The 26,170-nt window shown below is 43.8% G+C and carries 26 protein-coding genes; 14 read left to right on the forward strand and 12 right to left on the reverse strand.

The genetic code is table 11. The features are described 5' to 3' along the window. Nucleotides 1-176 precede the first annotated feature (176 nt). From zipA to cueR, 5 genes are all read left to right on the forward strand, one after another. Nucleotides 177-1,238, forward strand: coding sequence for a cell division protein ZipA (zipA, locus tag L0991_01795; GenBank protein XGB62819.1), 1,062 nt, complete (start codon nt 177-179; stop codon nt 1,236-1,238). Between the two features lie 92 nt (nt 1,239-1,330). Next, nucleotides 1,331-3,343, forward strand: coding sequence for an NAD-dependent DNA ligase LigA (gene ligA, locus L0991_01800; protein XGB62820.1), 2,013 nt, complete (start codon nt 1,331-1,333; stop codon nt 3,341-3,343). A 523-nt stretch (nt 3,344-3,866) separates the two neighbouring features. Continuing rightward, nucleotides 3,867-5,006, forward strand: a complete 1,140-nt coding sequence (locus L0991_01805) for a porin (GenBank protein ID XGB62821.1) — start codon at nt 3,867-3,869, stop codon at nt 5,004-5,006. Between the two features lie 98 nt (nt 5,007-5,104). Beyond that, the gene (locus L0991_01810; protein ID XGB62822.1) at nt 5,105-5,911 is read left to right on the forward strand and encodes a DUF2057 domain-containing protein; all 807 of its coding nucleotides are present in this window, start codon (nt 5,105-5,107) and stop codon (nt 5,909-5,911) included. A gap of 93 nt (nt 5,912-6,004) precedes the next feature. After that, on the forward strand, nt 6,005-6,397 hold the full coding sequence (cueR, locus tag L0991_01815; protein ID XGB62823.1) for a Cu(I)-responsive transcriptional regulator: 393 nt from the start codon (nt 6,005-6,007) through the stop codon (nt 6,395-6,397). 64 nt (nt 6,398-6,461) lie between these two features. Here the strand turns inward: cueR and L0991_01820 are convergent, their stop codons facing one another. From L0991_01820 to L0991_01845, 6 genes are all read right to left on the reverse strand, one after another. Beyond that, nucleotides 6,462-6,641, reverse strand: a complete 180-nt coding sequence (locus tag L0991_01820) for a hypothetical protein (GenBank protein ID XGB62824.1) — start codon at nt 6,639-6,641, stop codon at nt 6,462-6,464. 319 nt (nt 6,642-6,960) lie between these two features. After that, nucleotides 6,961-7,410, reverse strand: coding sequence for an NfeD family protein (locus L0991_01825; protein XGB62825.1), 450 nt, complete (start codon nt 7,408-7,410; stop codon nt 6,961-6,963). Nucleotides 7,411-7,413: 3 nt separating this feature from the next. Then, nucleotides 7,414-8,343, reverse strand: a complete 930-nt coding sequence (locus L0991_01830) for an SPFH/Band 7/PHB domain protein (GenBank protein ID XGB62826.1) — start codon at nt 8,341-8,343, stop codon at nt 7,414-7,416. Between the two features lie 203 nt (nt 8,344-8,546). Continuing rightward, nucleotides 8,547-9,401 carry a co-chaperone YbbN gene (locus tag L0991_01835; GenBank protein XGB62827.1) on the reverse strand — a complete coding sequence of 285 codons (855 nt, stop codon included), beginning with the start codon at nt 9,399-9,401 and terminating at the stop codon, nt 8,547-8,549. Nucleotides 9,402-9,799: 398 nt separating this feature from the next. Next, nucleotides 9,800-10,627 (reverse strand): SDR family oxidoreductase, encoded by an 828-nt coding sequence (locus L0991_01840; protein ID XGB62828.1) that lies wholly within the window; start codon nt 10,625-10,627, stop codon nt 9,800-9,802. Between the two features lie 43 nt (nt 10,628-10,670). Continuing rightward, nucleotides 10,671-11,585, reverse strand: a complete 915-nt coding sequence (locus L0991_01845; GenBank protein XGB62829.1) for a TIGR01777 family oxidoreductase — start codon at nt 11,583-11,585, stop codon at nt 10,671-10,673. Nucleotides 11,586-11,889: 304 nt separating this feature from the next. On the opposite strand from L0991_01845, the gene L0991_01850 reads away from it, so the two are divergent. From L0991_01850 to yfcE, 5 genes are read left to right on the forward strand one after another with little or no spacing between them, the layout of a single operon-like run. Continuing rightward, nucleotides 11,890-12,624 (forward strand): DUF1538 domain-containing protein, encoded by a 735-nt coding sequence (locus L0991_01850; protein ID XGB62830.1) that lies wholly within the window; start codon nt 11,890-11,892, stop codon nt 12,622-12,624. Then, nucleotides 12,621-13,415 carry a DUF1538 domain-containing protein gene (locus L0991_01855; GenBank protein ID XGB62831.1) on the forward strand — a complete coding sequence of 265 codons (795 nt, stop codon included), beginning with the start codon at nt 12,621-12,623 and terminating at the stop codon, nt 13,413-13,415. The genes L0991_01850 and L0991_01855 overlap by 4 nt, the downstream gene beginning before the upstream one ends. Continuing rightward, the gene (locus L0991_01860) at nt 13,405-13,755 is read left to right on the forward strand and encodes a P-II family nitrogen regulator (protein ID XGB62832.1); all 351 of its coding nucleotides are present in this window, start codon (nt 13,405-13,407) and stop codon (nt 13,753-13,755) included. The genes L0991_01855 and L0991_01860 overlap by 11 nt, the downstream gene beginning before the upstream one ends. Further along, nucleotides 13,752-14,159: a CBS domain-containing protein gene (locus L0991_01865; GenBank protein XGB62833.1), complete on the forward strand. Its 408-nt coding sequence runs from the start codon at nt 13,752-13,754 to the stop codon at nt 14,157-14,159. The genes L0991_01860 and L0991_01865 overlap by 4 nt, the downstream gene beginning before the upstream one ends. A 47-nt stretch (nt 14,160-14,206) precedes the next feature. Beyond that, nucleotides 14,207-14,752 carry a phosphodiesterase gene (gene yfcE / locus L0991_01870; GenBank protein XGB62834.1) on the forward strand — a complete coding sequence of 182 codons (546 nt, stop codon included), beginning with the start codon at nt 14,207-14,209 and terminating at the stop codon, nt 14,750-14,752. A 24-nt stretch (nt 14,753-14,776) separates the two neighbouring features. Here the strand turns inward: yfcE and L0991_01875 are convergent, their stop codons facing one another. The 4 genes from L0991_01875 to L0991_01890 form a co-directional block, all read right to left on the reverse strand. Further along, nucleotides 14,777-15,088: a SelT/SelW/SelH family protein gene (locus tag L0991_01875; protein ID XGB62835.1), complete on the reverse strand. Its 312-nt coding sequence runs from the start codon at nt 15,086-15,088 to the stop codon at nt 14,777-14,779. A 17-nt stretch (nt 15,089-15,105) separates the two neighbouring features. Continuing rightward, the gene (locus L0991_01880; protein ID XGB62836.1) at nt 15,106-15,861 is read right to left on the reverse strand and encodes a sulfite exporter TauE/SafE family protein; all 756 of its coding nucleotides are present in this window, start codon (nt 15,859-15,861) and stop codon (nt 15,106-15,108) included. Between the two features lie 81 nt (nt 15,862-15,942). Next, nucleotides 15,943-16,458 carry a regulatory protein ToxS gene (locus L0991_01885; GenBank protein XGB62837.1) on the reverse strand — a complete coding sequence of 172 codons (516 nt, stop codon included), beginning with the start codon at nt 16,456-16,458 and terminating at the stop codon, nt 15,943-15,945. A gap of 1 nt (nt 16,459) precedes the next feature. Next, nucleotides 16,460-17,371 carry a transcriptional regulator gene (locus L0991_01890; protein XGB62838.1) on the reverse strand — a complete coding sequence of 304 codons (912 nt, stop codon included), beginning with the start codon at nt 17,369-17,371 and terminating at the stop codon, nt 16,460-16,462. 269 nt (nt 17,372-17,640) lie between these two features. Between L0991_01890 and htpG the strand changes: the two genes are divergently transcribed. The 3 genes from htpG (at nt 17,641) to hemH (ending at nt 21,817) form a co-directional block, all read left to right on the forward strand. Then, nucleotides 17,641-19,545, forward strand: a complete 1,905-nt coding sequence (gene htpG / locus L0991_01895) for a molecular chaperone HtpG (GenBank protein ID XGB62839.1) — start codon at nt 17,641-17,643, stop codon at nt 19,543-19,545. A gap of 388 nt (nt 19,546-19,933) precedes the next feature. After that, entirely contained in the window at nt 19,934-20,578 is a 645-nt protein-coding gene (adk, locus tag L0991_01900; GenBank protein ID XGB62840.1) for an adenylate kinase, read from the forward strand. 276 nt (nt 20,579-20,854) lie between these two features. Then, entirely contained in the window at nt 20,855-21,817 is a 963-nt protein-coding gene (hemH, locus tag L0991_01905; protein ID XGB62841.1) for a ferrochelatase, read from the forward strand. Nucleotides 21,818-21,911: 94 nt separating this feature from the next. On the opposite strand, the gene L0991_01910 is transcribed toward hemH, so the two are convergent. Next, nucleotides 21,912-23,309: a peptide MFS transporter gene (locus L0991_01910; GenBank protein ID XGB62842.1), complete on the reverse strand. Its 1,398-nt coding sequence runs from the start codon at nt 23,307-23,309 to the stop codon at nt 21,912-21,914. A gap of 503 nt (nt 23,310-23,812) precedes the next feature. Here L0991_01910 and rfaH point away from each other — a divergent pair. Continuing rightward, nucleotides 23,813-24,319, forward strand: a complete 507-nt coding sequence (gene rfaH, locus L0991_01915) for a transcription/translation regulatory transformer protein RfaH (protein ID XGB62843.1) — start codon at nt 23,813-23,815, stop codon at nt 24,317-24,319. A gap of 86 nt (nt 24,320-24,405) precedes the next feature. Here rfaH and asnB read toward each other — a convergent pair whose 3' ends face one another. Next, on the reverse strand, nt 24,406-26,076 hold the full coding sequence (gene asnB, locus L0991_01920) for an asparagine synthase B (protein ID XGB62844.1): 1,671 nt from the start codon (nt 26,074-26,076) through the stop codon (nt 24,406-24,408). Between the last annotated feature and the right edge of the window lie 94 nt (nt 26,077-26,170).

The raw sequence follows: 26,170 nt of genomic DNA on the forward strand, positions 1-26,170 counted from the left end.
ACTCGACCAAAATTAAGAAAAAAAGCGTGGCGAAAATCACACCATCTAAGGAACTAATTGTATTAAGTTGTTCTAAAACAGTGGCTACTTTTGATAGAGTAGTGAGATTGGTCAAATTAACCCAACTTAGTGACAGCGTCTTTCCGCTAGTTGACTAAGAAAGCTGAGAGCGAAAAATGCAGGAATTGCGATTTGTACTCATTATTGTTGGCGCACTAGCTATCGCCGCATTATTGTTCCACGGTTTGTGGACGAGTAAAAAAGAAGGGAAAGCAAAGTTTGGAGATAAGCCACTTGGCAAGCTAGATAATGACAGCTTAGACGATGCTGAAACCATCCCAAACCGTTCATTCGCCCCAGAAGATGATTTTGAGATAATCCGAAAAGAGCGTAAAGAGCCGGATTTTGCAGTATCGCCGTCTGCGGCTGATCCGCTGATCGATTCTGATCCGCTTACAGCACCACAACCAAAAGAAGAGCAACAAGACGATATCGAGTTGAATGATTTGCCTTCTTTCAGTGTTGAAGACCCTATCAAGGTTGATAGCGAACCGGAACATGTTGAACAAACGGTTGAACCAGAGGTTCCTAGCTTCGAACTGACCGATGAGCAAAAAGAAAGCCATGCAGGTTTTAAAGAGCAGTACGGTTCTTTTGAAGAAGTTGCAGCTGAACAAGTTGAAGAGCCTGTAGTCGCAAGTGAGCCAATGGCTTCACAACAAACTTTTACTGCAAGTGAACCATTCGCAGCAAAAGAAAGTGTTGCTCCACAAGCAGCAGCTCCTGTTGAAGAGACAAAGCAAGATGAAGAGTTAGGCTTAGAGGTTATTGTCCTCAATGTTCACTGTGCTGGAGAGATCCCATTTGTTGGTACTGAACTTTTCCGCAGCATGGAGAACAATGGCTTAACCTACGGTGAGATGTCTATTTACCACTGCTTTGCACAATCAGCTGATGAGCCTAAGGTTATCTTCAGTGTCGCGAACATGATGCAGCCTGGTACTTTAGAGCATGATGATCCAGCTGACTTTACGACTAAAGGTATTTCGTTCTTCATGACATTGCCATGCTATGGTCAAGCTGATCAAAACTTCAATGTGATGTTGAGTGCAGCACAGAAGATTGCCGATGATATGGGTGGAAACGTTCTGGATGAATCACGCAACCTAATGACACCAAACCGTTTATCAGACTACCGCAAACAGATTAGGGACTTCATGTCGGCAGCGAACGCTTAGCCATATTGTTTAGCCTAGTAAATAATCTATATTTATAGAAAAGGGCTCCTAAGGGAGCCCTTTTTGATATTTCAATCACGACAGAGAATGATATGAAAGAATCGATTCAAGTGACCTTAGAGCAGTTAAGAGAAACTCTGCACTATCATGCCGTTCGTTATTACGTAGAAGATAGCCCAGAGATCCCTGATGTTGAGTACGATCGATTAATGCAACAGTTGCTAAAGATCGAAGAAGAAAATCCAGAGCTCATAACCGTGGACTCACCGAGCCAACGTGTTGGTGGTCAGCCACTAGATGGCTTTACGCAAGTGACTCACGAGATCCCAATGCTCTCTCTGGATAATGCATTCTCTGATGAAGACTTGGATGCGTTTAATAAGCGTATGTCCGATAGAGCACCAACCGCGAATCTTAAGACTTTCTGTTGTGAGCCTAAACTCGATGGCCTCGCTGTGAGCTTGCTTTACGTGAACGGGACATTAGTTCAAGCAGCGACTCGTGGTGACGGAGCAACGGGTGAGAATATTACTGAAAACGTACGTACCATCAGCTCGATTCCACTTAAGCTACAAGGCGAAGGTTGGCCAGAACGTATCGAAGTGCGTGGTGAAGTGTTCATGCCAAAAGCCGGATTCGATAAGTTAAATGAGATGGCGTTAAAGAAAGGCGAGAAAGTCTTTGTTAACCCACGTAATGCCGCAGCTGGTAGCTTGCGTCAGCTTGATTCTCGTATCACCGCAAAACGCCCATTAGCTTTCTATGCTTACAGCGTGGGTGTGGTTGAAGGTGCAGAGCTCTCAAGTAGTCACTATCAACGTTTCTTACAACTAAAAGGTTGGGGACTGCCAATGTGTCCTGAGACGAAACAACTTAGCTCACTTGAAGACGTAAAGGCATATTATCAAGACATTATGACCCGCCGTGATGCTCTGGCTTACGAAATTGATGGTGTGGTGATCAAAGTCGATGATATTGCGGCGCAAGAAGTGCTTGGCTTTGTTGCTAGAGCGCCTCGCTGGGCGATTGCCTACAAGTTCCCGGCTCAAGAAGAGATCACTCTACTAAACGACGTTGAGTTTCAAGTAGGCCGTACCGGTGCTATTACGCCGGTGGCTAAACTAGAACCTATCTTTGTCGGTGGTGTAACAGTAAGCAATGCTACGCTGCATAACGCTGACGAGATTGCTCGTTTGGGTGTCAAGGTTGGCGATAGCGTCATTATCCGCCGTGCTGGCGATGTGATTCCACAGATTGTTGCGGTTGTACAAGACCGTCGCCCAGATACGGCTAAAGACATCGTTTTCCCTGATGCATGCCCTGTATGTAGTTCTGCGGTCGAGCGTGTAGAGGGCGAAGCTGTAGCGCGTTGTACAGGCGGTTTGGTGTGTCAAGCTCAGCGTAAAGAAGCGCTTAAGCACTTTGTTTCTAGAAAGGCGCTTGATGTAGATGGTCTTGGCGTGAAAGTCATAGAGCAGCTTGTCGATCGTGAAATGGTCGAGACACCAGCGGACCTATTTAAACTCAGTGCAGGTGTGATTACGGTGCTTGATCGTATGGGGCCTAAATCGGCCCAGAACGTCGTGAGCGCGTTGGATAAAGCGAAAGATACGACGTTAGCGCGTTTCCTTTATTCACTCGGTATTCGTGAAGTCGGTGAAGCGACTGCGATGAACTTAGCTCAGCATTTCAAGACATTAGAGCTTGTTCAAGCAGCAACTCACGAGCAGCTCGTTGAGGTGTCCGATATTGGTGATATCGTTGCTAGTCATATTACGGCTTTCTTCTCACAAGAGAAAAACCGAGCGGTCGTCGAGCAGCTTATCGAACTGGGTGTGAACTGGCCTGTGATTGAAGATGCACCAGATGACCAAGAATTACCTCTAGAGGGCAAAGTGGTTGTGCTAACGGGTTCTCTATCTCAATTAGGCCGAAGCGAAGCCAAAGCGGCACTCCAAGCGCTAGGTGCAAAAGTCACAGGCAGCGTATCTAAGAAAACCGATATCCTATTTGCGGGGGAAGCGGCAGGTTCTAAATTAACCAAAGCACAAGATTTAGGTATCGAAATAAGAACCGAAGAAGATCTAATTGCTCTTCTTTCGTAAGTAAATTGAGGTAAAAAAAGCTCAAAGGCACTCCTTTTAAGGGAGTGCCTTTTTTGTATCTGCTATAAAAAGGGTGGCTTTTTAATTGTTGAGAATTTTGTTCCTATACGAACTACAAAATCAGGACAGTGACGGTGCTCAACATTAATGAAATAGCGTTCTAGTTGTATCAGAAATGCGAGTCATATCTATTTTTATAAAAGCTGTTTTTGTTTAAGTTGCTGTTTTATATGGTTTTAGTTGTTGTTGTGTGTGGCCATTCTAATTTATCGATCTGGATCACTAAGTACATGGTAAATTTGCACCAACTCATATTTTTTTAGATGAAAATTAAGTTCTCATTGATCTTTTTGAGGGCGAAGTTAGTCTTAATGCCATGGATGCACGATGTGTATACCCAGAAAGGAAATAGAGAATTCAGCGTTAAGGATTCTCAAACAAGAAAAGGTATTTCTCTCTACGGCGGCCAACTTTAGGTGGGGAATATTCAAACAGCTATATCCATTTTTAGGAGTTTTATTCCATGGAAAACAAAATTTTCAAACGTACTCTACTAGGTGCATCCGTTGCACTTTTATCGACAGGCGTAATGGCGAAAGAAGTTGGTATCAACTCTGACTTCAACGTTGACGTATACGGTGTTGCAGCTATCTCTCTAGTTAACTACAACACAACTGACAACAACGACTCTAGTACTGGTTACGCTGTAGAGAACGAATCTCGTATCGGCTTCCGTGCTCATAAAGATATGTTTGATGATGTATTAATCACAATGCAGATCGAATCTGGTTACGTAGATAGCACAGACTGGTCTCACGGTGGTGTTTCAGGTGGTGTGCTAGGTTTCCGTGATACTTTCATCGGTGCTTCTGGCTCTTGGGGTAACCTACGTGTTGGTCGTGTTCTGACTCCACTATACGAAATCGTCGACTGGCCATTCTCTAACCCTGGTCTAGGTTCTGTATTCGATTGGGGCGGCATCAACGGTCACTACGATCGTCAATCTAACCAAATCCGTTACGATTCAGCTAAATTTGGCGGTTTCTCTTTTGCAGCTTCTGTTGGTCGTGACGATAACGACAATGGTGGTGGTGCAGCAACTCGTGACGCAAACTTCGTTGGCGCAAGTGCAAAATACAGCTTTGAGAAAATCACATTCATGGGTGCGGTTGAATCTGGTACTCGTGTAGTTGCGGCTTCTGGTGGTGAGTATGTTGTAGCTCAAGAAGACATTAAAGATGCAAACGGCAACGTAACTACGCCTAAAGGTGAAATTTACTTAACTGATACTGTAGCTGGTTACGATGACGACACATTCGCATACATCGTTGGTTTTGAAGCTAGCCTACCAGCAGGTTTCGGTTTCGCTGCAGCATATAAAGGCGAAGAGCTAGACAACGGCATCCGTAAAGTGACTCAAGATTCTTACTCTATCATCGGTCAATACTGGAATGGTCCAATCGGTTTCAAACTAGGTTACGCAGCTAACCTTGAGTCTGAAACAAATGGTTCTAAAGATGCTAACTCAGACAGCAACACTATTTCTGGTCAGCTAATGGCTGTTCATAACGGTTTCGTACCTTACCTACGTGTAGCGGGTCGTACTGTTGGTGACGCTGATACAGATATCGTAACTCGCGTTGGTCTTGAATACGGTTTCTAAGCTAGAATCTTTAGCTTAAACAGTTAGATAAAAATCAAAACGCTGGTAAATTTTGTTTGCCAGCGTTTTTCCATAGTGAACATAAGGAATTAGTCATAATGAATAAAGTTAGTGTAGTCGTATTATCATTATTTTTGGGAGCTTGTAGTTCACTCGATTCACAAAGTAATTTTGCAGACTCAGTTGCTGATGTACAGCCCAAAGGTGGTTACATTAAAGTAACTGGTCAATCTTACGTAGCTGAAAATAGAGCAAATGTCGGCGCAGACATCCTCAAGTCGTCGCTTTACTTTACATACAATAAAGAAGTAACACCGAATACAGCTCCAGAATCTTCAATTACTATGGACGTGAGTTACTTCCAAAGTTATAAAGAGTACGAAACGGTTAGTTTTTTTGGTAAGACGATAGAACTAGAAGAAAGACAAGTACCAAGAGAAAGCTGCAGCGAGCACTGTACTAAGACTCAATATATTAAGTTTCCACTAAGTGATGCTGATATTCAGCAAGCAAGAGAAAAGAATTTAGAATTTACGCTTGAAGGTCAAAACTCAGTAATGAGTACGACTTTTATCGTGCCGAAAGCGTACATCGACACAATTTATAACGGTGCAAATAATCATACAGCTATTGCGGTTGCTCCAGTCGCGGCTGTTCCAGTAGCAGCAGTAGTTGCTGAAGAGCCAAAAGCATCACAAGCGCAAGAGATGGTGAATTACTGGTATGGTGAAGCAACAAAAGAAGAGCAATCTGCAGTGACAGATTGGGCATTCAAGAATCGTAAGAACGCGAACCCAGCACCATTAGAAGGCTCTAAAGAGATCGAAATGGTTTCTTACTGGTTTAACAAACTAGATAGCGAAGAAAAATCTCAGACGATGATTTGGTTATTAGAGCAAGAGTAAGCCTTTAACCTAAGCTCCAAACTATGTTTTTCAACCGCAGTATTGTATAACAGCAGTACTGCGGTTTTTGATTTTAAGCTTACGGGTAATATTGTGAATATTGGTGAAGTAGCTAAACGTGTTGGTACAACAGCGAAATCCATTCGTTTTTACGAAAGTAAAGGCATGATGAGCCCTCCACATCGTTCAGAAAATGGCTACAGGCAATACGGTGAGATTCATATCGAGCAGCTAGAGTTCGTGCTCAGAGCAAAAATGGTTGGGTTCACACTTGATGAGTGTAAATCCTTAGTTGAGTTAGCCATGAACCCCAATAGACAGAGCTTTGAAGTAAAACAGAAAGCGACTCAGAAGTTAGATGAAATAGAATTGAAGCTTGCTGAGCTCAATAAAATGAAGGCCCAATTGCAATCGTGGGTACATGACTGCCCCGGTGACGCTTCTACGGATTGTCCTATCTTAAACAATTTATCCGGCCGTACTTAGACCATTTCAGTAATAAATATTAGTCAGGCTGTAAATGATATTACTAGCCTGACTTACCTACCTATCACAGCACTTTTCCGCCGTAATGTTTACAGATCAGTAGTGGTACATGAGTGACCGCGTTACCATCTGAACACTTAACAATAGGTCCCATATTACCGTTACCAGGTGATTGACTGCTCGCTAGAGCGCTTCCGAATGACAAGCTAAAAATAGCCGTAACAATGATTAGAAAATGTCTCATACAAACTCCATTAGTTTTATCTCCGATTGAGATAAGTGAAAGTATGGACAAGGTGAAGAAAATTTCAAAAATTGGACGGACTTAACATTTTTAATAATTATAATTAAGCGATAGTGAGGCGAACTATTCTTATGTATTTTCGCTAACAAACTTGGCTTTCTTATGCCTTTTGGATTCATTCAAATTTTTTAGCTTTATGAAATAAGAACTTATTTTGTTATCAATTAAATCTATCGTAATGATATTTAAAATATTATTGGTGAATGAAAACGAAAGAAGCCTGCATTTATTGAAAACGCAGGTTTTTTATATTAAAAAATCATAAAGGTTCTATTATTAGAACTATTCCGTCTAAAGCAACAATCTTTATTTCTGTGCCAGATGGAATATCTTGGCTAGCTTTTGCTGACCAGGAAGAGTCTCCGAATTTAATACGGCAGCTACCTTTCTTTACGTCTTCACTAAGGATTAGCGTCTGACCTACCAGCTGCTTTTCTCTTTGGTTGAGCTCTCTATTTGAATCTGACTGCTTATCACTAGATAGTTGTCTTCTCCACCATAACCAAGTAGTGATGAGGGAGAAGCTAGCGAAGGACAGCCATTGCATCTGCCAACCGATTGGTAGAGCTCCTAAAAGGGCGCCGACCAACATGGCTGAGATACCAATCCACAAAAAGTAACCAGCGGTTCCAACCAGTTCAAGTGCAAGCAATGCTAGACCAAACGCCAGCCAATGCCAGTGGTTTACTTGTTCTAGTAATTCGACCATAAGTTAGTCCTTACTATTTGTATCATTCTTGTGTGTGAACATCTCTGCGATACCCGCAACAGAGCCCATTAGGCCAGTCGCTTCAAGTGGTAGCATGATGATCTTACCGTTTTCTGCTTGTCCAATTGACTTCAATGCTTCGGTATAGCCTTGTGCAATAAAGTAGTTCACGGCTTGCATGTCACCCTGAGCAATTGCGGTCGATACCATTTCTGTTGCTTTTGCCTCGGCTTCTGCCGCACGTTCACGTGCTTCTGCCTGAAGTATTGCAGCTTGCTTTTCACCTTCAGCTTTTAGAATTTCTGATTGCTTGTGACCTTCGGCCTTAAGGATCTCTGCTTGTCTTACACCTTCTGCTTCCAAGATATCGGCACGCTTGTTACGTTCCGCTTTCATTTGAGCATTCATCGCTGCAGTTAGGTCTGCTGGTGGCTGCACGTCTTTAATTTCGATACGGGTAACCTTTACGCCCCACGGGTTGGTGGCTTCATCCACGATGTTAAGAAGCTTGGTGTTGATCATGTCACGTTGACTTAGCATCTCATCAAGTTCCATTGACCCCAGTACCGTACGGATGTTAGTCAACGTTAGGTTACGAATCGCGTGCTCGAGGTCGTTGACTTCATACGCAGCTCTTGCAGCATCGATTACTTGTACAAAACAGACCGCATCAATAACTACATTGGCATTGTCTTTAGAGATAACTTCTTGCGCGGGTATATCAAGAACTCGCTCCATCATATTGATTCGCTGACCGATTTTATCAATAAATGGGATGATTAAGTTAAGGCCTGGTTTTAGCGTATGTGTATAGCGTCCGAAGCGTTCTACAGTCCAGTTGTTGCCCTGTGGAACGGTTTTTACGCCTGCGAAGATAAAGAGCAACGCGACGACAGTAAAGACGCCAATAGTAATCAAGGTATCAATAGGCATACAAAGTCCTTTGCAAGTTTAAGTTTTGAATCGTTTATTACTCATACTGGCGCATATTTAATGTGGGGGCAAATTTATAAATGAGAAATGGGCCATAAAACATTGATTTTATGGCCCATTATGAGTTTTGCATTCAAAAAGCTTATGAGTTGCTTTGTCGAATCTGTATTTGACTACTTACTGTATAGGTATCAGGAACCTGATTAATAGAGCAGAGAATAAAGCTGACGGCGGTACTTACTAGCAACAGAGTTGCCTTGTCCAAGTGCACTTAGGATATCCATGAACTCTTTTTTCATGTCTCCATCAAGAGCGTTGAGGTCTTTGACTAGGAAAGACCACAGTAGGTCCATCGCTTCTTCACTACGGTTTACTTGGTGGTATTGCAGTGCCAATTCTGATGCGGTTTTCGCATCGCTTGGATTTTGCTGAAGCGCCGCTTCTAATGCTTGGATTTCTGGGCTATCGGCCGCTTGCTTATGAAGTTCAAGCTTGGCGACTAAGCCTTTGTAGTAGTTGTCTTGGTACTCGAGTGGAATTGTTGCTAACTGAGCTTCTGCAAGGTCAAATTGCTGGGTTTCTAGTAAGCACTCAGCAATGGCCAGTTTAACTTCACCTTTGCTCGTTAGTTCAGCTGGAAGCTGCTGCATAGCCGTTAAAGCTTGAGTGTGCTCACCAGCTTGCATTTGCTCAAGTGCTTGGCGTAGCGCCAATTCATCTTGGCTTGGCAGGTGCTTGCCAAGCATTTCCACAATCGCTTCTATGCGCTGCGGGCCACCTAGGCCATCGACAGGCTGACCGTTAACAAACAGTGCAATAGTAGGCAGTGCTTGAACACCAAATTGGCTAGCAATGGCTTGCTCTTGTTCGCAATTTAATAGAGCGAGCGTGAATGCACCATTGTATTGCTGAGTTAAGGTCTGTAGTTCAGGAATGACTTGAGCACTCTCTTGGCTCATTGGTGCCCAAAAATGGATGAGGACAGGGGTCTGCATCGAACCTTCTAGTACTTGACGAAAGTTCTGCTCATTAAGTTCAACAATATGCGGAGATTGCATTTACGTTCCTTGAGATTTGTTTGGGGATACGTTGCAAATATGGGGTGATAAGCGGGTAACTTCAAGATCTAACTGGGTAATCTCGGATAAAAAGAGGCAAAAATAGAAAAACGCCATGCTTCAATGTTGATAGAGTTGTTAGCTCAACATGGAAGACACAGCGTTCTCAGTGAGGTGGTCAGTGAGGTATTACGTAAGATACTCAAAACAGAATAAACAACGTAATCGCCAGACTCAGACCTACCAAATTAAGGCGGTTTAAAGTCATGAAGTATCCAAAGGGTTAGTCCATCAATTGGGGATAACTGATGAGATAGGCTAAATCATGACATCTTATTGTTACGAATAAATTACATCGTTACATTAAAGTTTGCGACTGTTCATTCAAAGTTAGTAATTTATGCGGCTTTTCTGAGAATAGGGTCTAGCAAACGGCTCGGCAGTAATCTTTTCAATACCGCGAACACTTTAGTAGGAGTGGTGACTCGGTACCTTAGCTTGGGTTTATCGGCGGTGAGCGCGTGACAAACGGGTTCGATACAACTTTCGGCAGGCAAAACAAAAGCGTTATTCGATGATTCTTTTTCAAGTCGATCTTTTTGTTGTTGGTAAGCGTGCTGATGAACACTACCTTCTATGTTGATCCACTTATTGAAAGCTTTTAAGGCGTTGGTTCTAAATTGGGTTTCGATTGGGCCGGGTTGGAGTAATGAAATGTGTATGCCACTGCCATGCAGCTCTAAACGTAGAGTGTCTGTCCAACCTTCAATAGCAAACTTTGATGCGTTATACGCTCCACGATATTTCATTGCAGCAAAGCCGAGTACAGAACTGTTTTGGACAATACGCCCTTCGCCACGCTCTCGCATATGAGGCAGGATCTGGCAAACGAGGTGGTGCCAACCAAAGAAGTTGGTTTCGAACTGTTCTCTTAGCCCTTGCGTCGGTAGATCTTCTAAAGCACCTGCCTGACCATATGCACCATTATTGAACAGGCCATACAATCCATTTGGTGCTAGCTCGATGGCTTGTTTCGCTCCGTTCTCAATACTGTCCTTGTTGGCAAGATCCAACTGAATACAGGTGAGACCTTCTTCTTGAAGGCGTTGAACGTCTTGTGGGTCGCGGCAAGATGCGATGACATGAAAGCCGCGTTTGTGAAGTGCGTGAGCACAGGTGTATCCAATGCCAGTTGAGCAACCAGTGATGAGAATCGACTTGTTCACACTTAATCCTTTATCAGAGCTTCTTTGCTCTTAGAGTAAAGAATTAGTCTTGATGTTGTAACAAGTTTTTTAATGCAGGCTCGATTCTTGAGTAACTAAATATAAAGCCCATTTCAGTTAACTTCTTAGGCTTGGAACGAATGCTGTCGAACAGCAAGCAGGACGACTCGCCCATCAGTAGCGACATCGCCCACTTTGGGGTGAACAAGAAGTGAGGGCGACGCAATTGTTTCGCGAGGGTGCTACTGAACTGCTTGTTGGTCACCGGGTGCGGAGCGCACATGTTGAATTCACCTTGAGCGTGGGGGAGTGACAACAAGTGATTGATGGCTCTGACCATGTCGAGCATGTGAATCCAAGGCATGTACTGTTTACCAGACCCTAATGGACCACCAACGCCAAGCTTGTAAGGCATCAGCATTTTTTTGAGTGCACCACCATTTTCCCCCAAAACAATACCTGTTCTTAATAGAATAACGCGAGTTTTATCTGATTCGGCGCGTTTAGCGATCTCTTCCCAATGAGCACAGACTTTATGAGGGAAGCTCTCGTCTTCGACTTGCAGTGATTCATCGAATGGGTGTTGTTGCTGGTCGCCATAGTAGCCGACGGCAGATCCGCTGATAAAGACTTCAGGTGGTGTTGTGCTTGCTTGAATGAGTTCAACGATCTTCTCTGTGATCAGCCAGCGGCTGCTACAGATCCTCTCTTTTTGCTCATCACTCCAGCGTTTGTCTGCAATAGGCTCACCAGCGAGGTTTATCACTGCATCGTAATCGTTGAGGTCATTTAGCTCATCAAGGGATTGGATATAATGAAGGTTGTTTTGGTTCAGGTGGCTTAGGCATTGTTTCGCTTTTTCAGGGTTTCGCGTGAGCAATGTAACGTCGTCAGTGTTCAAACTCTTGATCAATTCAGAGCCAATAAATCCAGTACCACCAGTTAACAATATCTTCATACCAATCTCCTTATTAAACATAATTATAGACATGGCTTGATTTTAATCGCCAACCAATACGAAAAAATCACTATAACGATCAGTTGGTTTCAATCGTATGATGCCTAAATGACCTCGCCAACGATTCGCTAAACAGTGAAATTTAATTCATTAGTTTAGAGAAGTGTATCGTTATCACAGTTAAGAAATTTTACTCGCATATGTTACCAACTGCGTAATGTTTATCACATTAGAAATAATAAGGATTTGCCATGATTATTACGGATAGATAATCAAACGTAATTGTTGGCGATAGGGAGTTGCGATGACGGCAGTGCTAGCTTTGTTTCGAGCTATGTTAGGTAGCCTTCGTGATCTACTGCCTATTGTTGCCGTGATCGCGTTTTTCCAGCTTGCTGTTTTACAAGAGCCGCTTCCGCATCTGCTGTCTATTTTGGCGGGTTTAGTGCTGGTGGTTCTCGGGCTTACCTTCTTTATTTTCGGGCTTGAAATGGGGCTCTTCCCGATCGGCGAATCTATGGCGCAAGCTTTTGCTTGCAAGGGTAGCGTATTCTGGTTATTGATCTTCGCTTTTTGTCTGGGATTCGGCACTACCATAGCGGAGCCTGCGTTAACGGCGGTTGCAGCTGAAGCGGCAGAAGTGGCTGCTGAGGGCGGTGTGATACCCAATTCTAATGATGAAATGGAAGAATATGCCGATGGTCTGCGTTTCACCGTTGCATTGTCGGTAGGTATCGCAATATTGCTTGGTGTACTTCGGATCCTAAAAGGTTGGCCAATCCAATACATGATTATCGGTGGTTACATCGGTGTGGTGGTGCTCACTGCTTTTGCACCCGAAAACATCATCGGGATCGCGTATGACTCTGGCGGCGTGACTACATCAACCATCACCGTGCCTTTGGTGACGGCATTAGGTGTGGGTTTGGCTTCGGCTATTAAAGGTCGTAATCCCATGATTGATGGCTTTGGGTTGATCGCGTTTGCTTCACTGTTGCCGATGATGTTTGTCATGGTCTATGGAATGGTGGTGACATGATCAGTGCTCAACAGTTTATCGACACCTTTCTCGGCACTGTGATGGATGTGATTCCGATTGCGGTGATCATATTTGGTTTTCAATTGGCGGTGCTACGCAGGCCAGTCAACAACCTGCCCAAAGTCTTGATAGGGTTCTTTTACGTCATTCTTGGTTTGTCTCTTTTCTTGATGGGGCTAGAGCTTGCTTTGTTTCCTTTAGGCGAAACGATGGCGATGCAGTTGACGGAGCCGACTTTTCTTTCCGAATTTAAATTCAGTTCAGGTATAGACCTAGCATGGTTTGATTATTACTGGGTTTATCTTTTTGCGTTTTGTATCGGCTTTAGTACCACGATAGCTGAGCCTTCGTTAATAGCGGTTGCGATTAAAGCGAATCAAGTCTCTGGTGGCAGTATCAGTGTTAACGGGCTGAGGATTGCCGTGGCATTAGGCGTTGCAATCGGTATCTCGCTGGGCAGCTATCGGATTGTGGCTGGTGACCCTATTCATTATTACATCATTGTTGGCTACGTCGTTGTGGTGATCCAAACCTTTTACGCTCCCAAACTGATTGTGCCTTTGGCTTATGATTCAGGCGGTGTCACCACATCGACGGTCACTGTGCCATTGGTCACAGCATTAGGGCTCGGCCTAGCGTCAACCGTACCTGGGAGGAACCCGGTGATCGATGGCTTTGGGTTAATCGCCTTTGCTAGCTTATTTCCGATTATTTCAGTGATGGGCTATGCCCAAATAACACAATGGTTAAACCGTTTACACACCTCTGAGGAGAGTAAAGATGCGCTTTAAATTGATCTTAGCGTTTGTTGAAGAGAGTAAGACTGACATCGTGCTCGATGCGGCGCGTGATGCAGGCGCGACGGGGGCCACCGTTATCAACAATGCCAGAGGGCAGGGGCTAAACCAAAAGCGTACCTTCTTCGGCTTGACGCTTGAGGTACAAAAAGATGTGCTGCTGTTTGTTGTTGAGGAGCATTTAGCCCGACATATTTTAGAGACGATAGGAAAAGTCGGGGAGTTCGACCAAGAGTCAGGGCAAGGAATAGCGGTGCAAATCGATGTCGAAGACGCGGTTGGCGTTGCGCATCAAGTCGAAACATTAACTAAAGTCGTGGAGGATGAACTATGAGTACCAGTGACAAGATCCGAGTCAGCGATGTAATGGCCAATACCTATGTGATTATTGATGGCCTAACCACAGTGTTAGCAGCAATAGAAATGGCGAAAAAGCACAAAGTAAAAGCGATCATCGTGGATAAGCGTCATGAAGATGATGAGTATGGGATTGTGTTGATGAACGACATTGCCAAAAAAGTATTAGCCAAAAACCGCTCTCCTGAACGTACTAATATTTATGAAATCATGACCAAGCCCGCGTTAAGCGTGTCTGCCGAGATGAATGTTAAGTACTGTGCGCGCCTATTTGAGCGCTTTGGTATCAGCCGCGCTCCTGTGGTTCGTGATAACAAGATCGTTGGTATGGTCAGTTACAATAATATTGTCATCAACGGTATGGTGAGAGATGACGTATAGCCGTTAGGTACGTACAATAGGCCCATAAATTTTATGGAGAAGTACGTGTGAAATTATTTTTTGCTTCAGACCTACACGGTTCGCTACCAGCAACAGAAAAGGTATTAGAGCTATACCAAGCCTCGGGTGCCCAACATTTAGTCCTACTGGGTGATATCCTGAATCATGGCCCTAGAAATCCAATTCCAGAAGGCTACAACCCGCCGGCTGTTGCAGACAAGCTAAACGAGTTCTCCCAAGAGATCATTGCCGTCCGCGGTAACTGCGATAGCGAAGTTGATCAGATGTTGCTCTCATTCCCGATGATGATGGATTACTCATGGGTGCTGCTAGAGTCAGGCCAACGTATCTTCTTAACTCATGGTCACTTGTATAACACAACGAAACGTCCAGCACTGAAAGCGGGCGATATCATTGCTCATGGCCATACCCATATCCCTGTTGCTGAGTACCAAGATGACATCTTCATCTTTAACCCAAGCTCGGTGACGTTCCCACGAGAAGGTCATGCAGCAAGCTATGGCATCTATGAAAATGGCACTTTCCAAGTGATCAGCCTTGACGGCGATGTACTGGTTAGTGGCCAGCTTTAAATCATAGAATCGGCCGGAATGGGTTTATTTTGAATCTACGTGGCCGAGGTCTCTGTCTGGAGCAATGATGTTTCTCACTCTTTGCTTCAGAACTTTCGCTTCGGGAAAGCCGCCATCCGCCTTTCTTTCCCAAATTTGTATTCCATTGCAAAAGATTTCAAATCGACCACCGGTATCTGGGTGCAGGCTGACTTGTTCAATCTCTTCACTGAAGGTATGAAGCAGTTCCTGGCACAACCAACTTGAGCGAAGCATCCAATTACATTGACGGCAGTAGTGTATTGCTATTGTCGCTTTCAGCACGGTTGGGCTGTTTTGATTCGACTCTGTATTCATAGATAACCTTTAAAATTCTATAGCAATAGCTTGATGCCGACGGCAAACGTCAATATTTCGAAAGCCGTTTTGACGAGCTGATTGCTTGAACGGTTTGCGAGGAATGCCCCTAGGCTTCCGCCGACAAACGAACTTAACAGTAATATGGGTAACCATACCCAGTATATTGGCGCACCCGCTTGAACAATGGCAATACCTCCAATGCCATTCCAGAACAAACCGACGCATATCATGGTTAACGCGACGGCTTGTTTATAAGTAAAACCAAACCAACGAACTAGAAATAGGGTAACTAACAGGCCTGATCCGGCAGTGAGTGAACCGTTGATGATGCCTATGAGTGCAAGTCCAACCCCACCAAATATCCAACCTTTTATGTCTCGGTTTTTAAGCTGCTCTTCTTGACCTAATTGTTTCTTTAGTCGTGAGTAAACGCCCAGCGCTAAGATCATTGCGCCAAGCAGTTTCTGTGCAATGGCATCTGGGATCATGAGTACGATATTCGCGCCGACGACCACTCCAATGCTGCCGACGATAATTAGGTAGAGACAAATTTTCCAGCTTAACGTGCCACCCTTGATATGGGTATATGCAGCACCTAAGCCGAGAGCGACGCTAGCGACTTTGTGGGTAGCTAGTGCAACTGAAAAGGGCAGTCCTAGAAAGATGAGCAGTGGGAACTGTAGAAGCCCAGCACCGCCGCCTGATAAAGAGGCAAGCGTGTTGGCGATTAATGAGCCAAAGAATAGAGCGAGTGAGTTTATCCAATCCATAGAGTTTTATCTTTGAGTTTAAGATAACAAAAAGGGGCTTCATGCCCCTTTTTTAGGTTTATCGTGAATAGCTTTCTAATGTTAGTTCGAAAACAATACGGTAGAACCGTGATTTAAGCTAGTTAGTAGCAGTGCCTTCGGGTTAACAATATCGATGCGACGACTTTGTTCTGCATCCATCTTGATTACTTGAGTAATCAGCTCTAGTTGTTCTTGAGAGAAGTCTTGGCGCTGAGCCGATGTAACATCTTTAAACTCAGTTGGCGAAACCAGTAGGTAGTTGTCGTTGATATCCCACTGACCTGTCTCTGAAATGTTGATTACGTTAGCTGGTGCGGTTTGTGTGCCGTATAGCCTAACCACCGACATTCTCAGATACGTGCCGTTTGGTAGATACTTAGCATTTGATGACAGCTCAACTTTACGCAGTGGGCCTATTGAATCCGCTTGCTTGGTATCACTGATCAGCGTCACCATTTTTGATTGCCACTCATGTGAGGTAAGTAGGCGTTCTACTTTTGCGTCACTACCCCAATACAACCAACCACTTAGAAAAGCAGAAAGAACCAGTAAGATAATAGATACTTTTAATTTCATGTTACTGGCCACCTTTACAAATGTCGTCTACATCCGACTGGTTTGCATAAATTCTTAGAGTAATGTTTTCGCTAGAGTATTCTTGCGGGTGAATGTAGTTGAGGGCTAAGTTGTTAGTTTGCCCGCCTGTCGCAATCACTTCAGTTGGTTTCAGCATGCCAGTGTGATTAGTGTTGTAACGTAATACACACTTCTCAATAGCAGGAAGCCAGCTGGTTAGATCTGGATGATTAATTGGTGACTGAACCTTCACACCATCAACTTCTGCTAATGTACGGAATTCAGATTCCGCCGGGTTAGTAAAAGTGAGTACTAGAATTGGCATCATAACTGCGGCAAATAGCAATCCTAGAATTAACCACTTGTTGCTGTTTTTAGCTTCAGTTGCTGCTGGCGTTTGAGTTAGCTCAACCTCAGCATTGGCCTCGTGAAGTTTAGAAATAGGCTCAGGTGCGCTTGTTTCAGAAACGACTTCTTCTGCGACAGGTGCTGTTGCAAACGTTAGGCTTGGTTCTACGTCATTTTCGGCAATTTCAACTGCAGCAGGTTGGTCATTTGACGAAAGTGGTGCTGAGCGCTCAACGGTTGCGATAAATTGGTAGCCGCGTTTAGGTACAGTCTTAACGAATTCTGGAGATTTCGTTGAATCTTTCAGCATCTTTCGTAGTGTTGAAACGGCTTGAGTTAGGCTTGAGTCATCAACCTCAAAACCTTGGTCACGCCAAACATATTCGTGTAATTCGTTACGAGTGATAACTTCATTGGGTCTTTCTGACAGCATAAGGAGAATGCGGCTTTCATTGCTGCCAAGGCGCACGACTTCGCCGTCGCTCGTTTGGTCAACAAGTGAGTTGCTGTTTGGATCGAAGACGAACCGCTGTGCGAGAATAAACTTTGTGCCGATATTGCTCATTGAATTCTTCTACTTTGGGTTATTTTGAGTGCGGAATAGACAAATCTGAGGTGAAATTTATTCAAATCTTCACCAAATCATGACTTCTTTTATGTTCTTTTATATTTATGAGGCTTAAGGATAATAAAAACAGATCAAAAAAACAGTGTTTTTATGATTTTTGACCTTGAATTTACAATTGTCATCCTCATGTTAATGAACATCAGAGCGGCATTACGTGTTCCGCCCCTATAGTTTTCAACACAAAGTATAGATGTTTTGGAGTAAAAATGAGCGAAACGGCAACGCAAAATAAAGAGACTCGTGGCTTTCAATCTGAAGTAAAACAACTACTTCATCTAATGATTCACTCACTGTATTCAAATAAAGAAATCTTCTTACGTGAGCTGATCTCTAACGCATCTGACGCAGCGGACAAGCTACGTTTTCAAGCGCTATCAAATGCTGAACTTTACCAAGGCGATGCAGATCTAGGTGTAAAACTGTCATTTAACGCTGACGCGAATACGTTAACCATTTCTGATAACGGTATCGGCATGAGCCGCGACAACGTTATTGAACATTTAGGTACCATCGCGAAATCAGGTACTGCAGATTTTTTCTCTAAGTTATCTGAAGACCAAAGCAAAGACTCTCAGCTGATCGGTCAATTTGGTGTTGGCTTCTACTCAGCATTCATCGTTGCGGACGCAGTAACCGTTCGTACACGTGCCGCAGGTCTTGCAAGCAATGAAGCCGTACAATGGCACTCTGCGGGTGAAGGCGATTACACCATTGAAGACATCACTAAAGAGTCTCGTGGTACAGACATCATTCTTCATATGCGTGAAGACGGTAAAGAGTTCTTAAATGAATGGCGTCTACGTGAAGTAATTGGTAAATACTCTGATCACATCGGTATCCCGGTTTCTATCTTAACTGCAGTTAAAGATGACGAAGGTAAAGACACCGAAGAGAAGCACTGGGAACAAATCAATAAAGCTCAAGCGCTTTGGACTCGTAACAAATCAGATATCGAGAAAGAAGAGTATCAAGAGTTCTACAAGCACGTATCTCACGACTTTGCTGATCCACTAACCTGGAGCCACAACAAGGTTGAAGGTAAGAACGACTACACAAGCCTACTTTATATCCCAGCTAAAGCACCTTGGGACATGATGAACCGTGACCACAAGAGTGGCTTGAAACTATACGTACAACGTGTATTTATCATGGATGACGCAGAGCAATTTATGCCATCTTACATGCGTTTCGTTCGCGGTCTGATTGACTCAAATGATCTACCACTGAACGTATCACGTGAAATCCTGCAAGATAACAAGGTAACTCAGTCTCTTCGTGGTGCATGTACTAAGCGTGTACTTACTATGCTTGAGCGCATGGCGAAAAATGACAACGAGAAGTACCTAGAATTCTGGAAAGAGTTCGGCCTTGTAATGAAAGAAGGCCCAGCGGAAGACATGGCAAACAAAGAGAAGATTGCCGGTCTTCTTCGTTTTGCATCTACAGAAGTTGATTCTGCTGATCAAACTATCAGCCTTGCGTCTTACGTTGAGCGTATGAAAGAAGGCCAAGATAAGATTTACTACCTGACAGCAGATAGCTACGCAGCAGCTAAAAACAGCCCACACTTAGAGCAGTTTAAAGCGAAAGGTATTGAAGTAGTGCTAATGTACGATCGCATCGATGAGTACGTAATGAACTACCTAACAGACTTTGACGGCAAACAATTCCAGTCGATCACAAAAGCGGGCTTAGATTTAAGCAAGTTTGAAGGTGAAGAAGAGAAAGAGAAGCAGAAAGAGACTGAAGAAGAGTTTAAGTCTGTTGTTGAGCGTACTCAATCTTACCTAGGTGATCGCGTTAAAGAAGTTCGTACTACGTTTAAACTCGCAACGACACCTGCAGTTGTTGTAACGGATGACTTCGAAATGGGTACGCAAATGGCTAAGCTTCTTGAAGCGGCGGGTCAAGCTGCACCTGAAGTTAAGTACATCTTTGAAATTAACCCAGAGCACGCACTTGTTAAACAAATGGCTGATGAAGCCGATGAGCAAGCGTTTGGTCGTTGGGTTGAGCTACTACTTGGTCAAGCGATGCTGGCTGAGAAAGGCTCTATGGAAGATCCGTCACAATTCTTGGGTGCAATCAACGAGCTGCTAACAAAGCGTTAGTCTTTCGACTTTGGGCTAAACCACGAATTGTAATTAAAAGCTCGCAAATGCGGGCTTTTTTAATGAACGTCGTTGAAAATGTGTTAAACGTGGTCAACGTCACCGTTATCGTCACAACAAAATGAGGCGATGCATTCTTTAGTCGTAAATTCAGCCAAATTGAATATTAATGTGATAGAATGCTCGACCTAATCAGCTGGTACTAGGATCCAACTTGTTCCAGTTGTATGATTTTTAAACGTTATACCGAAACTTACCGTTTTGCTTCTATTTGCAGTTTTGCTTAACCTCAACGGTTACCTAACGATTTCTGTTCATCTAAACGATGAGCTAGGAAGTTGGGATAGTGAGCTTCGGTATAAATCATAATTTTATAAGAGGATTAAACATGCGCATCATTCTTCTAGGTGCTCCTGGCGCGGGTAAAGGCACTCAAGCTAACTTCATCATGAACAAATTTGGTATCCCTCAAATTTCAACTGGTGACATGCTACGTGCTGCTATCAAAGCGGGTACTGAGCTTGGTAAGCAAGCAAAATCAGTAATCGACGCTGGTCAGCTAGTTTCTGATGAAATTATCCTTGGTCTTATCAAAGAGCGTATCGCTCAAGATGACTGTGAGAAAGGTTTCCTACTAGACGGTTTCCCACGCACAATCCCACAAGCTGATGGCCTAAAAGAAATGGGTATCGCTGTAGATTACGTTGTTGAATTCGACGTAGCTGACGATGTGATTGTTGAGCGTATGGCTGGTCGTCGTGCTCACCTTCCTTCTGGTCGTACATACCACACTGTGTACAACCCACCAAAAGAAGAAGGTAAAGATGACGTAACTGGTGAAGAGCTAGTTGTACGTGATGACGACAAAGAAGAAACAGTTCGTGCTCGTCTAGGCGTGTACCACGAGCAAACAGCTCCACTAATCTCTTACTACGGTAAAGAAGCTGAAGCTGGTAACACTCAGTACCTTAAGTTTGACGGTACTAAGCAAGTTGCTGAAGTTAGTGCAGAACTTGAGAAAGCACTAGCATAATTGGCTAACAGCCAGTTTTAGAATTTGATATATTGGAAGCGACCTTAAAGGTCGCTTTTTTTGTCTCAATTTTTAGTACGATACCAATCTAAGATAATTAGGGGCCCTCAATTCAACGCACATTAGCTTTGAAAAGTTCGCTCATAATCGGAAGTTGATGTTGGTTATATGTCACGCCAAATGATTATCTCAACATTTAGTGACAAGCAATGATCTTAAACTTCAGCAGATTAGTATATTACTCTCTACAAAATTACATATTGGTCTCAGGTATCTATGGAAAATAATAAAAAGCAGGGCGTTTTACTGGTGAACTTAGGTACGCCAGATTCTGCGACCCCAGCTGGCGTTCGTCGATTTTTGAGTGAATTTTTGCACGATAAGCGAGTCGTTAATCTAACGCGCTGGCTATGGTGCCCGATATTGCACGGAGTGATTTTACCGATTCGTTCACCTAAAGTAGCCAAGCTTTATCAGTCGGTTTGGATGGACGACGGCTCACCGCTTCTTGTGTATTCGCAAAGACAAGCAGAGAAGCTACAGAAGAAGTTAGAGATGCCTGTCGCGCTGGGTATGACTTATGGTAATCCAAGCCTGAAAACGGGCGTTGAGCAACTGATGGAGCAGGGCGTTGAAGAGATCATCGTACTGCCTCTGTATCCTCAGTATTCAGGCACTACCACAGCTGCGGTTTCTGATGGTTTAACCAAAGCCTTTAAACAGATGCCTGTTATTCCTAGTTACCGCTTTATCCGTGATTACTACGCACACCCTAGTTACACCAAAGCACTGGCTGAGAGTGTTCGTAGCCACTGGGAGAAAAATGGCCGAGCGGATCATTTGGTTTGCTCTTTCCACGGTATTCCGAAGCGATTAGCAGATGAAGGTGATATTTATCCTCAACACTGTGAGGCGACAACTAAGCTACTAGCTGAGGAGCTTGGTTTATCTGCAGACGATATCACCATGACTTACCAGTCTCGATTTGGTCGAGAGGAATGGTTAAAGCCATATACAGATGAGACGCTTGAATCATTGCCAAGCAAAGGGATCAAGAAGATCGATATCATGGCTCCAGCTTTTTCGGTGGACTGTTTAGAAACGCTGGAAGAGATTTCAGATCAGTGTAAGGAAACCTTCATTGACGCTGGTGGTTCTGAGTTTAGCTATATTATGTGTCTCAACGATAGAGATTCGCATATCGACATGATGGCTGAACTGGTAGAGATGCACCGTTAATACCGGCTAAGTAAATACTAAAAGGGCTGCTCAATGAGCAGCCCTTTTTTTGATTGTGCTCTGGCGTCTATTAGACACTGAACGATATGAGATATTAAGCAACAGAAGTTTCTGCAGTGCGCTCTTCTTTTGGTTCAGACTCTAGCGTCATGTTGCTCTCTACGCCGTGCATCCAAGATACAAGCTTACCAGCACAAAGAAGCAGTAAGATGCCGCTGATCGTTGCTGTAATTGCAATACCACTGAAAATTGCCATCGCGCCTAGCTCACCTACATGAGAGCCCACAAGGCCAGCTACGTAGTTTGCAATAGCGTTGAAACCAAACCATGCACCCATCATTAGTGATGCTAAACGTAGCGGTGCTAGCTTAGTCACTAACGATAGACCGATAGGAGATAGGCAAAGCTCACCAAGTGTATGGAAGAAGAATGCACCTACTAACCACAGCATCGAAGTTTTAACTGTAAGGTCACCACCTTGCTCCATTACCGCGCCCATCATGCAGACGAAGCCTAGCGCCAAGAAGAACAGAGCCATCGCAAATTTAACCGGTGAGTTTGGTTCACGTTTACCTAACTTCACCCAGAATGCAGCAATGATTGGTGCAAGTGTAATAATGAAGAATGGGTTTAGAGATTGGAACCACGCTGCCGGAACTTCAAAATCACCAATCATACGGTCTGTATATTGTTGAGTGTAGATGTTCATTAGGCCGCCAGCTTGTTCAAAGCCTGCCCAGAAAACAATCACGAACAGACCCATGATCAAAATAACTTTTAGTCGATCGAACTCTTCTTTAGTTAGCGGTGCTTTCTCTTTCGATTTGTTCATAGCTTTTGCACGAGCAGCTGCTGGCACAGAACCGATATTACCTAACCATGATTGAGCCATTGTCATTTGCATGATTAAGCTAATAACCATACCGATACCTGCCGCTAGGAAACCTGCTTTCCAGCCATATGAATCAACTGCAGCACCAGAGATAAGACCACCTAATAATGCACCTAAGTTGATGCCCATGTAGAAAATAGTAAATGCGCCATCACGACGGTTATCACCTTCTTGGTAAAGGTCACCAACCATAGTCGAGATGTTTGGCTTAAACATACCGTTACCACTAATAAGCAGCGCTAAACCTAGGTAAAGTGCACTTACTTGGTCTAGGCCCATAAAGCCGCTTGGTAGAGCTAGTGTAAACTGGCCAAGTGCCATTAACACGCCACCAATAAGAATCGACTTACGCTGCCCTAGGTAGTTGTCGGCAATCCAACCACCGATCAAAGGCGTGATATAAACCAAACCAGTGTAGATACCGTAAAGGTCAAGCGCGTCTTTTGTCGACCAGCCCAATCCGCCGTTGATCGTTGTATCTGTTAAGAATAAAACAAGAATCGCACGCATAGCGTAGTAGGAGAAACGTTCCCATAGCTCTGTGCTGAAAAGTAGAAATAGGCCTCTAGGGTGGCCAAAGATGTTGTGATTGCTTGGCATAAGTTTTACTAATTTTAGTTATTAAAAGATTTTATAGTCACTTATGTATACAGAGTGGAATAAACATCTGCAATAGATGTATTTTATGGTAACGATAACCTATATTTCGTAAGTGCATGAAAATTATATGCTTTGTTGGCAATGTCGCCCTTAAAATGCGTGCTGCAAACTAATTTTCCAGATTTGAGCTGGTTGTTAAATGATCTTATCGAAAATATTTTTGAATAATAAAAGCGCAAGTCATCAATTTTATGTATCCTACCGCCCCTAAAGGGAACGATGTGTTTTATTTTTTTGACTGCATATGCAGCCATAGAAGCGCGCCTTTTGATCGAGAATAGAACTCTGTACAATGCTTGAACACTTTTATATCTATAATTTTTTGTTGATAAATTGGTTTGCTACGCATAATTTCGTGGCTATTAAGATTCATTTAGTTAATAGCAATTAAACCGTTTTAGGCTTGTGGTAAAATCTCCCCAAAATAGAAAATGGCTAGTTAAATGAAACGTTGGTATTTACTTTACTGCAAGCGTGGCGATCAAAAACGCGCTCAGCAGCATTTAGAGAATCAAGGGGTAGAGTGCTTTTACCCACAAATAGAAGTCGAAAAAGTAGTGAGAGGGAAAGAAAAGGTGGTCAAAGAGCCGCTGTTCCCTTCATACGTTTTTGTTCGATTTGATTATGAACAAGGACCAAGCTTTACGACCGTTCGTTCAACACGCGGCGTAGTGGACTTCATTAAGTTTGGAGCGCTACCACATGAAGTACAAGGCGACTTGGTTTTTGAGCTCAAAGAACTTGAGAAGCATTGCAGCAATGATGTTGAAGATTGCTGTGTTGAGTTCGAATCTGGTCAAGTTGTGAAAATTAATAGCGGTCAGTTTGCTGGTATAGAGGCGATTTTCCATCAGAAAGACGGTGAGGCTCGCTCTATCATGCTAGTGAAGATGATCAGCCAGGTAGTGCCAATCAGTATTGAAAACGAGGCGCTACAAGCACACGCTTAATTCAGTGATAAGAATAATTACATCTAGGCTTAAAATAAAAAGGCGCATAATGCGCCTTTTTTAGTATCTCAAATTTGCCTGAGCGTTTACGCGTTGTAAGCGTCGTTGTGAACCGCTTGAACCGCACGACCTGATGGGTCTACACAGTTTTGGAACGACTCATCCCACTCAATGGCTTTCGCTGATGAACAAGCGACAGATGGCCCCCCTGGTACACACTCTGCTGCAGATTCTAGCGGGAACAACTCTTCAAAGATTTCGCGGTAAGCGTAGCCTTCTTTAGTCGTTGGCGTGTTGTATGGGAAACGGAACTGAGCCGTTTCCATTTGCTTATCCGTTACTTTCGCTTCAGCGGTTGCTTTCAACGTATCAATCCAGTCGTAGCCAACACCATCAGAGAACTGCTCTTTTTGACGCCATGCAATTGAATCCGGTAAGTAGTGTTCAAAACACTCACGTAGGATGTGTTTCTCCATCTTACCGTTGCCACACATTTTGTCTTCTGGGTTTAAGCGCATTGCTACATCGATGAACTCTTTGTCCAAGAATGGTACACGACCTTCTACGCCCCATGCTGCCAGCGATTTGTTCGCACGAGCACAGTCAAACATGTTCAGAGCCAGCAGCTTACGTACCGTTTCTTCATGGAACTCTTTTGCATTTGGCGCTTTGTGGAAGTACAAGTAACCACCAAAGATCTCATCAGCACCTTCTCCAGACAGTACCATTTTGATACCCATTGCTTTGATCTTGCGAGCAAGTAGGTACATTGGCGTAGACGCGCGAATTGTCGTTACATCGTAGGTTTCGATGTGGTAGATAACGTCACGGATTGCATCCAAACCTTCTTGAATGGTGTATGTCATCTCGTGGTGAACGGTACCGATCTTGTCTGCCACTTCACGAGCAGCGATAAGATCAGGTGCACCTTCTAGACCAACCGCAAATGAGTGCAGTTGTGGCCACCAAGCTTCAGACTGCTCATCATCTTCAATACGCATTGCCGCAAAGCGTTTCGCGACTGCAGAAGTGATTGACGAATCTAGACCACCAGACAGAAGTACACCGTAAGGTACGTCAGTCATTAGTTGACGTTTAACGGCTGCTTCTAGTGCTTCCGTTAGGTCTTCCTTGCTTGTGCTGTTGCCTTGCACTGCTGCGTATTCGTTCCAGTCGCGAACATAGTAACGTTGTGGCTCTGCATCTTTCGAAGAGTAGAAGCTGCCTGGAGGGAACTCGCTAATTGTTTTACATACAGGAACTAGTGCTTTCATTTCAGAAGCAACATAGTAGTTACCGTGTTCATCGTAGCCTTGGTAAAGCGGGATGATACCGATGTGGTCGCGGCCTACTAAGTATTTGTCTTTTTCTTCATCGTATAAAACGAATGCGAAGATACCGTTTAGCTCTTCTAGCAGGTCTGCGCCCATTTCTTGGTATAGCGCTAGGATAACTTCACAGTCAGAGTCCGTCTGGAACTGGTACTTATCTTCATAGCGAGCACGAAGTTCTTTGTGGTTATAGATTTCGCCGTTTACCGCAAGAATGTGCTTCTTGTCTTGGCTGTATAGCGGCTGAGCACCACTATTTAGACCAACGATAGCTAAACGCTCGTGAGCAAGGATTGCTTTGTCACTTGCATAGATGCCAGACCAATCTGGTCCACGGTGACGAAGCTTTTTAGACATTTCTAAAGCGATAGGGCGAAGTGCTGCGGCATCACTTTTTATGTCGAGAATGCCAAATACTGAACACATAGAACTTCCTTTTAAATAATTTCTAAATCAACTGTATTCAATTTGCCATTCTGGCTAAAAAAAGCAACCGGATGTGAGCAAAAAAATAATATAA

The sequence above is a fragment of the Vibrio chagasii genome, assembly GCA_041879415.1.
Classification (GTDB): domain Bacteria; phylum Pseudomonadota; class Gammaproteobacteria; order Enterobacterales; family Vibrionaceae; genus Vibrio.

Coding starts and splice junctions, on each gene's coding strand:
- zipA (XGB62819.1), top strand. CDS start 177: ATGCAGGAATTGCGATTTGTACTCATTATTGTTGGCGCACTAGCTATC.
- hemH (XGB62841.1), top strand. CDS start 20,855: ATGGAAAATAATAAAAAGCAGGGCGTTTTACTGGTGAACTTAGGTACG.
- L0991_01855 (XGB62831.1), top strand. CDS start 12,621: ATGATCAGTGCTCAACAGTTTATCGACACCTTTCTCGGCACTGTGATG.
- L0991_01875 (XGB62835.1), bottom strand. CDS start 15,088: ATGAATACAGAGTCGAATCAAAACAGCCCAACCGTGCTGAAAGCGACA.
- L0991_01865 (XGB62833.1), top strand. CDS start 13,752: ATGAGTACCAGTGACAAGATCCGAGTCAGCGATGTAATGGCCAATACC.
- L0991_01820 (XGB62824.1), bottom strand. CDS start 6,641: ATGAGACATTTTCTAATCATTGTTACGGCTATTTTTAGCTTGTCATTC.
- adk (XGB62840.1), top strand. CDS start 19,934: ATGCGCATCATTCTTCTAGGTGCTCCTGGCGCGGGTAAAGGCACTCAA.
- L0991_01835 (XGB62827.1), bottom strand. CDS start 9,401: ATGCAATCTCCGCATATTGTTGAACTTAATGAGCAGAACTTTCGTCAA.
- L0991_01810 (XGB62822.1), top strand. CDS start 5,105: ATGAATAAAGTTAGTGTAGTCGTATTATCATTATTTTTGGGAGCTTGT.
- asnB (XGB62844.1), bottom strand. CDS start 26,076: ATGTGTTCAGTATTTGGCATTCTCGACATAAAAAGTGATGCCGCAGCA.
- L0991_01825 (XGB62825.1), bottom strand. CDS start 7,410: ATGGTCGAATTACTAGAACAAGTAAACCACTGGCATTGGCTGGCGTTT.
- L0991_01805 (XGB62821.1), top strand. CDS start 3,867: ATGGAAAACAAAATTTTCAAACGTACTCTACTAGGTGCATCCGTTGCA.
- L0991_01910 (XGB62842.1), bottom strand. CDS start 23,309: ATGCCAAGCAATCACAACATCTTTGGCCACCCTAGAGGCCTATTTCTA.
- L0991_01890 (XGB62838.1), bottom strand. CDS start 17,371: ATGAGCAATATCGGCACAAAGTTTATTCTCGCACAGCGGTTCGTCTTC.
- L0991_01885 (XGB62837.1), bottom strand. CDS start 16,458: ATGAAATTAAAAGTATCTATTATCTTACTGGTTCTTTCTGCTTTTCTA.
- L0991_01845 (XGB62829.1), bottom strand. CDS start 11,585: ATGAAGATATTGTTAACTGGTGGTACTGGATTTATTGGCTCTGAATTG.
- L0991_01850 (XGB62830.1), top strand. CDS start 11,890: ATGACGGCAGTGCTAGCTTTGTTTCGAGCTATGTTAGGTAGCCTTCGT.
- ligA (XGB62820.1), top strand. CDS start 1,331: ATGAAAGAATCGATTCAAGTGACCTTAGAGCAGTTAAGAGAAACTCTG.
- L0991_01830 (XGB62826.1), bottom strand. CDS start 8,343: ATGCCTATTGATACCTTGATTACTATTGGCGTCTTTACTGTCGTCGCG.
- L0991_01880 (XGB62836.1), bottom strand. CDS start 15,861: ATGGATTGGATAAACTCACTCGCTCTATTCTTTGGCTCATTAATCGCC.
- htpG (XGB62839.1), top strand. CDS start 17,641: ATGAGCGAAACGGCAACGCAAAATAAAGAGACTCGTGGCTTTCAATCT.
- rfaH (XGB62843.1), top strand. CDS start 23,813: ATGAAACGTTGGTATTTACTTTACTGCAAGCGTGGCGATCAAAAACGC.
- L0991_01860 (XGB62832.1), top strand. CDS start 13,405: ATGCGCTTTAAATTGATCTTAGCGTTTGTTGAAGAGAGTAAGACTGAC.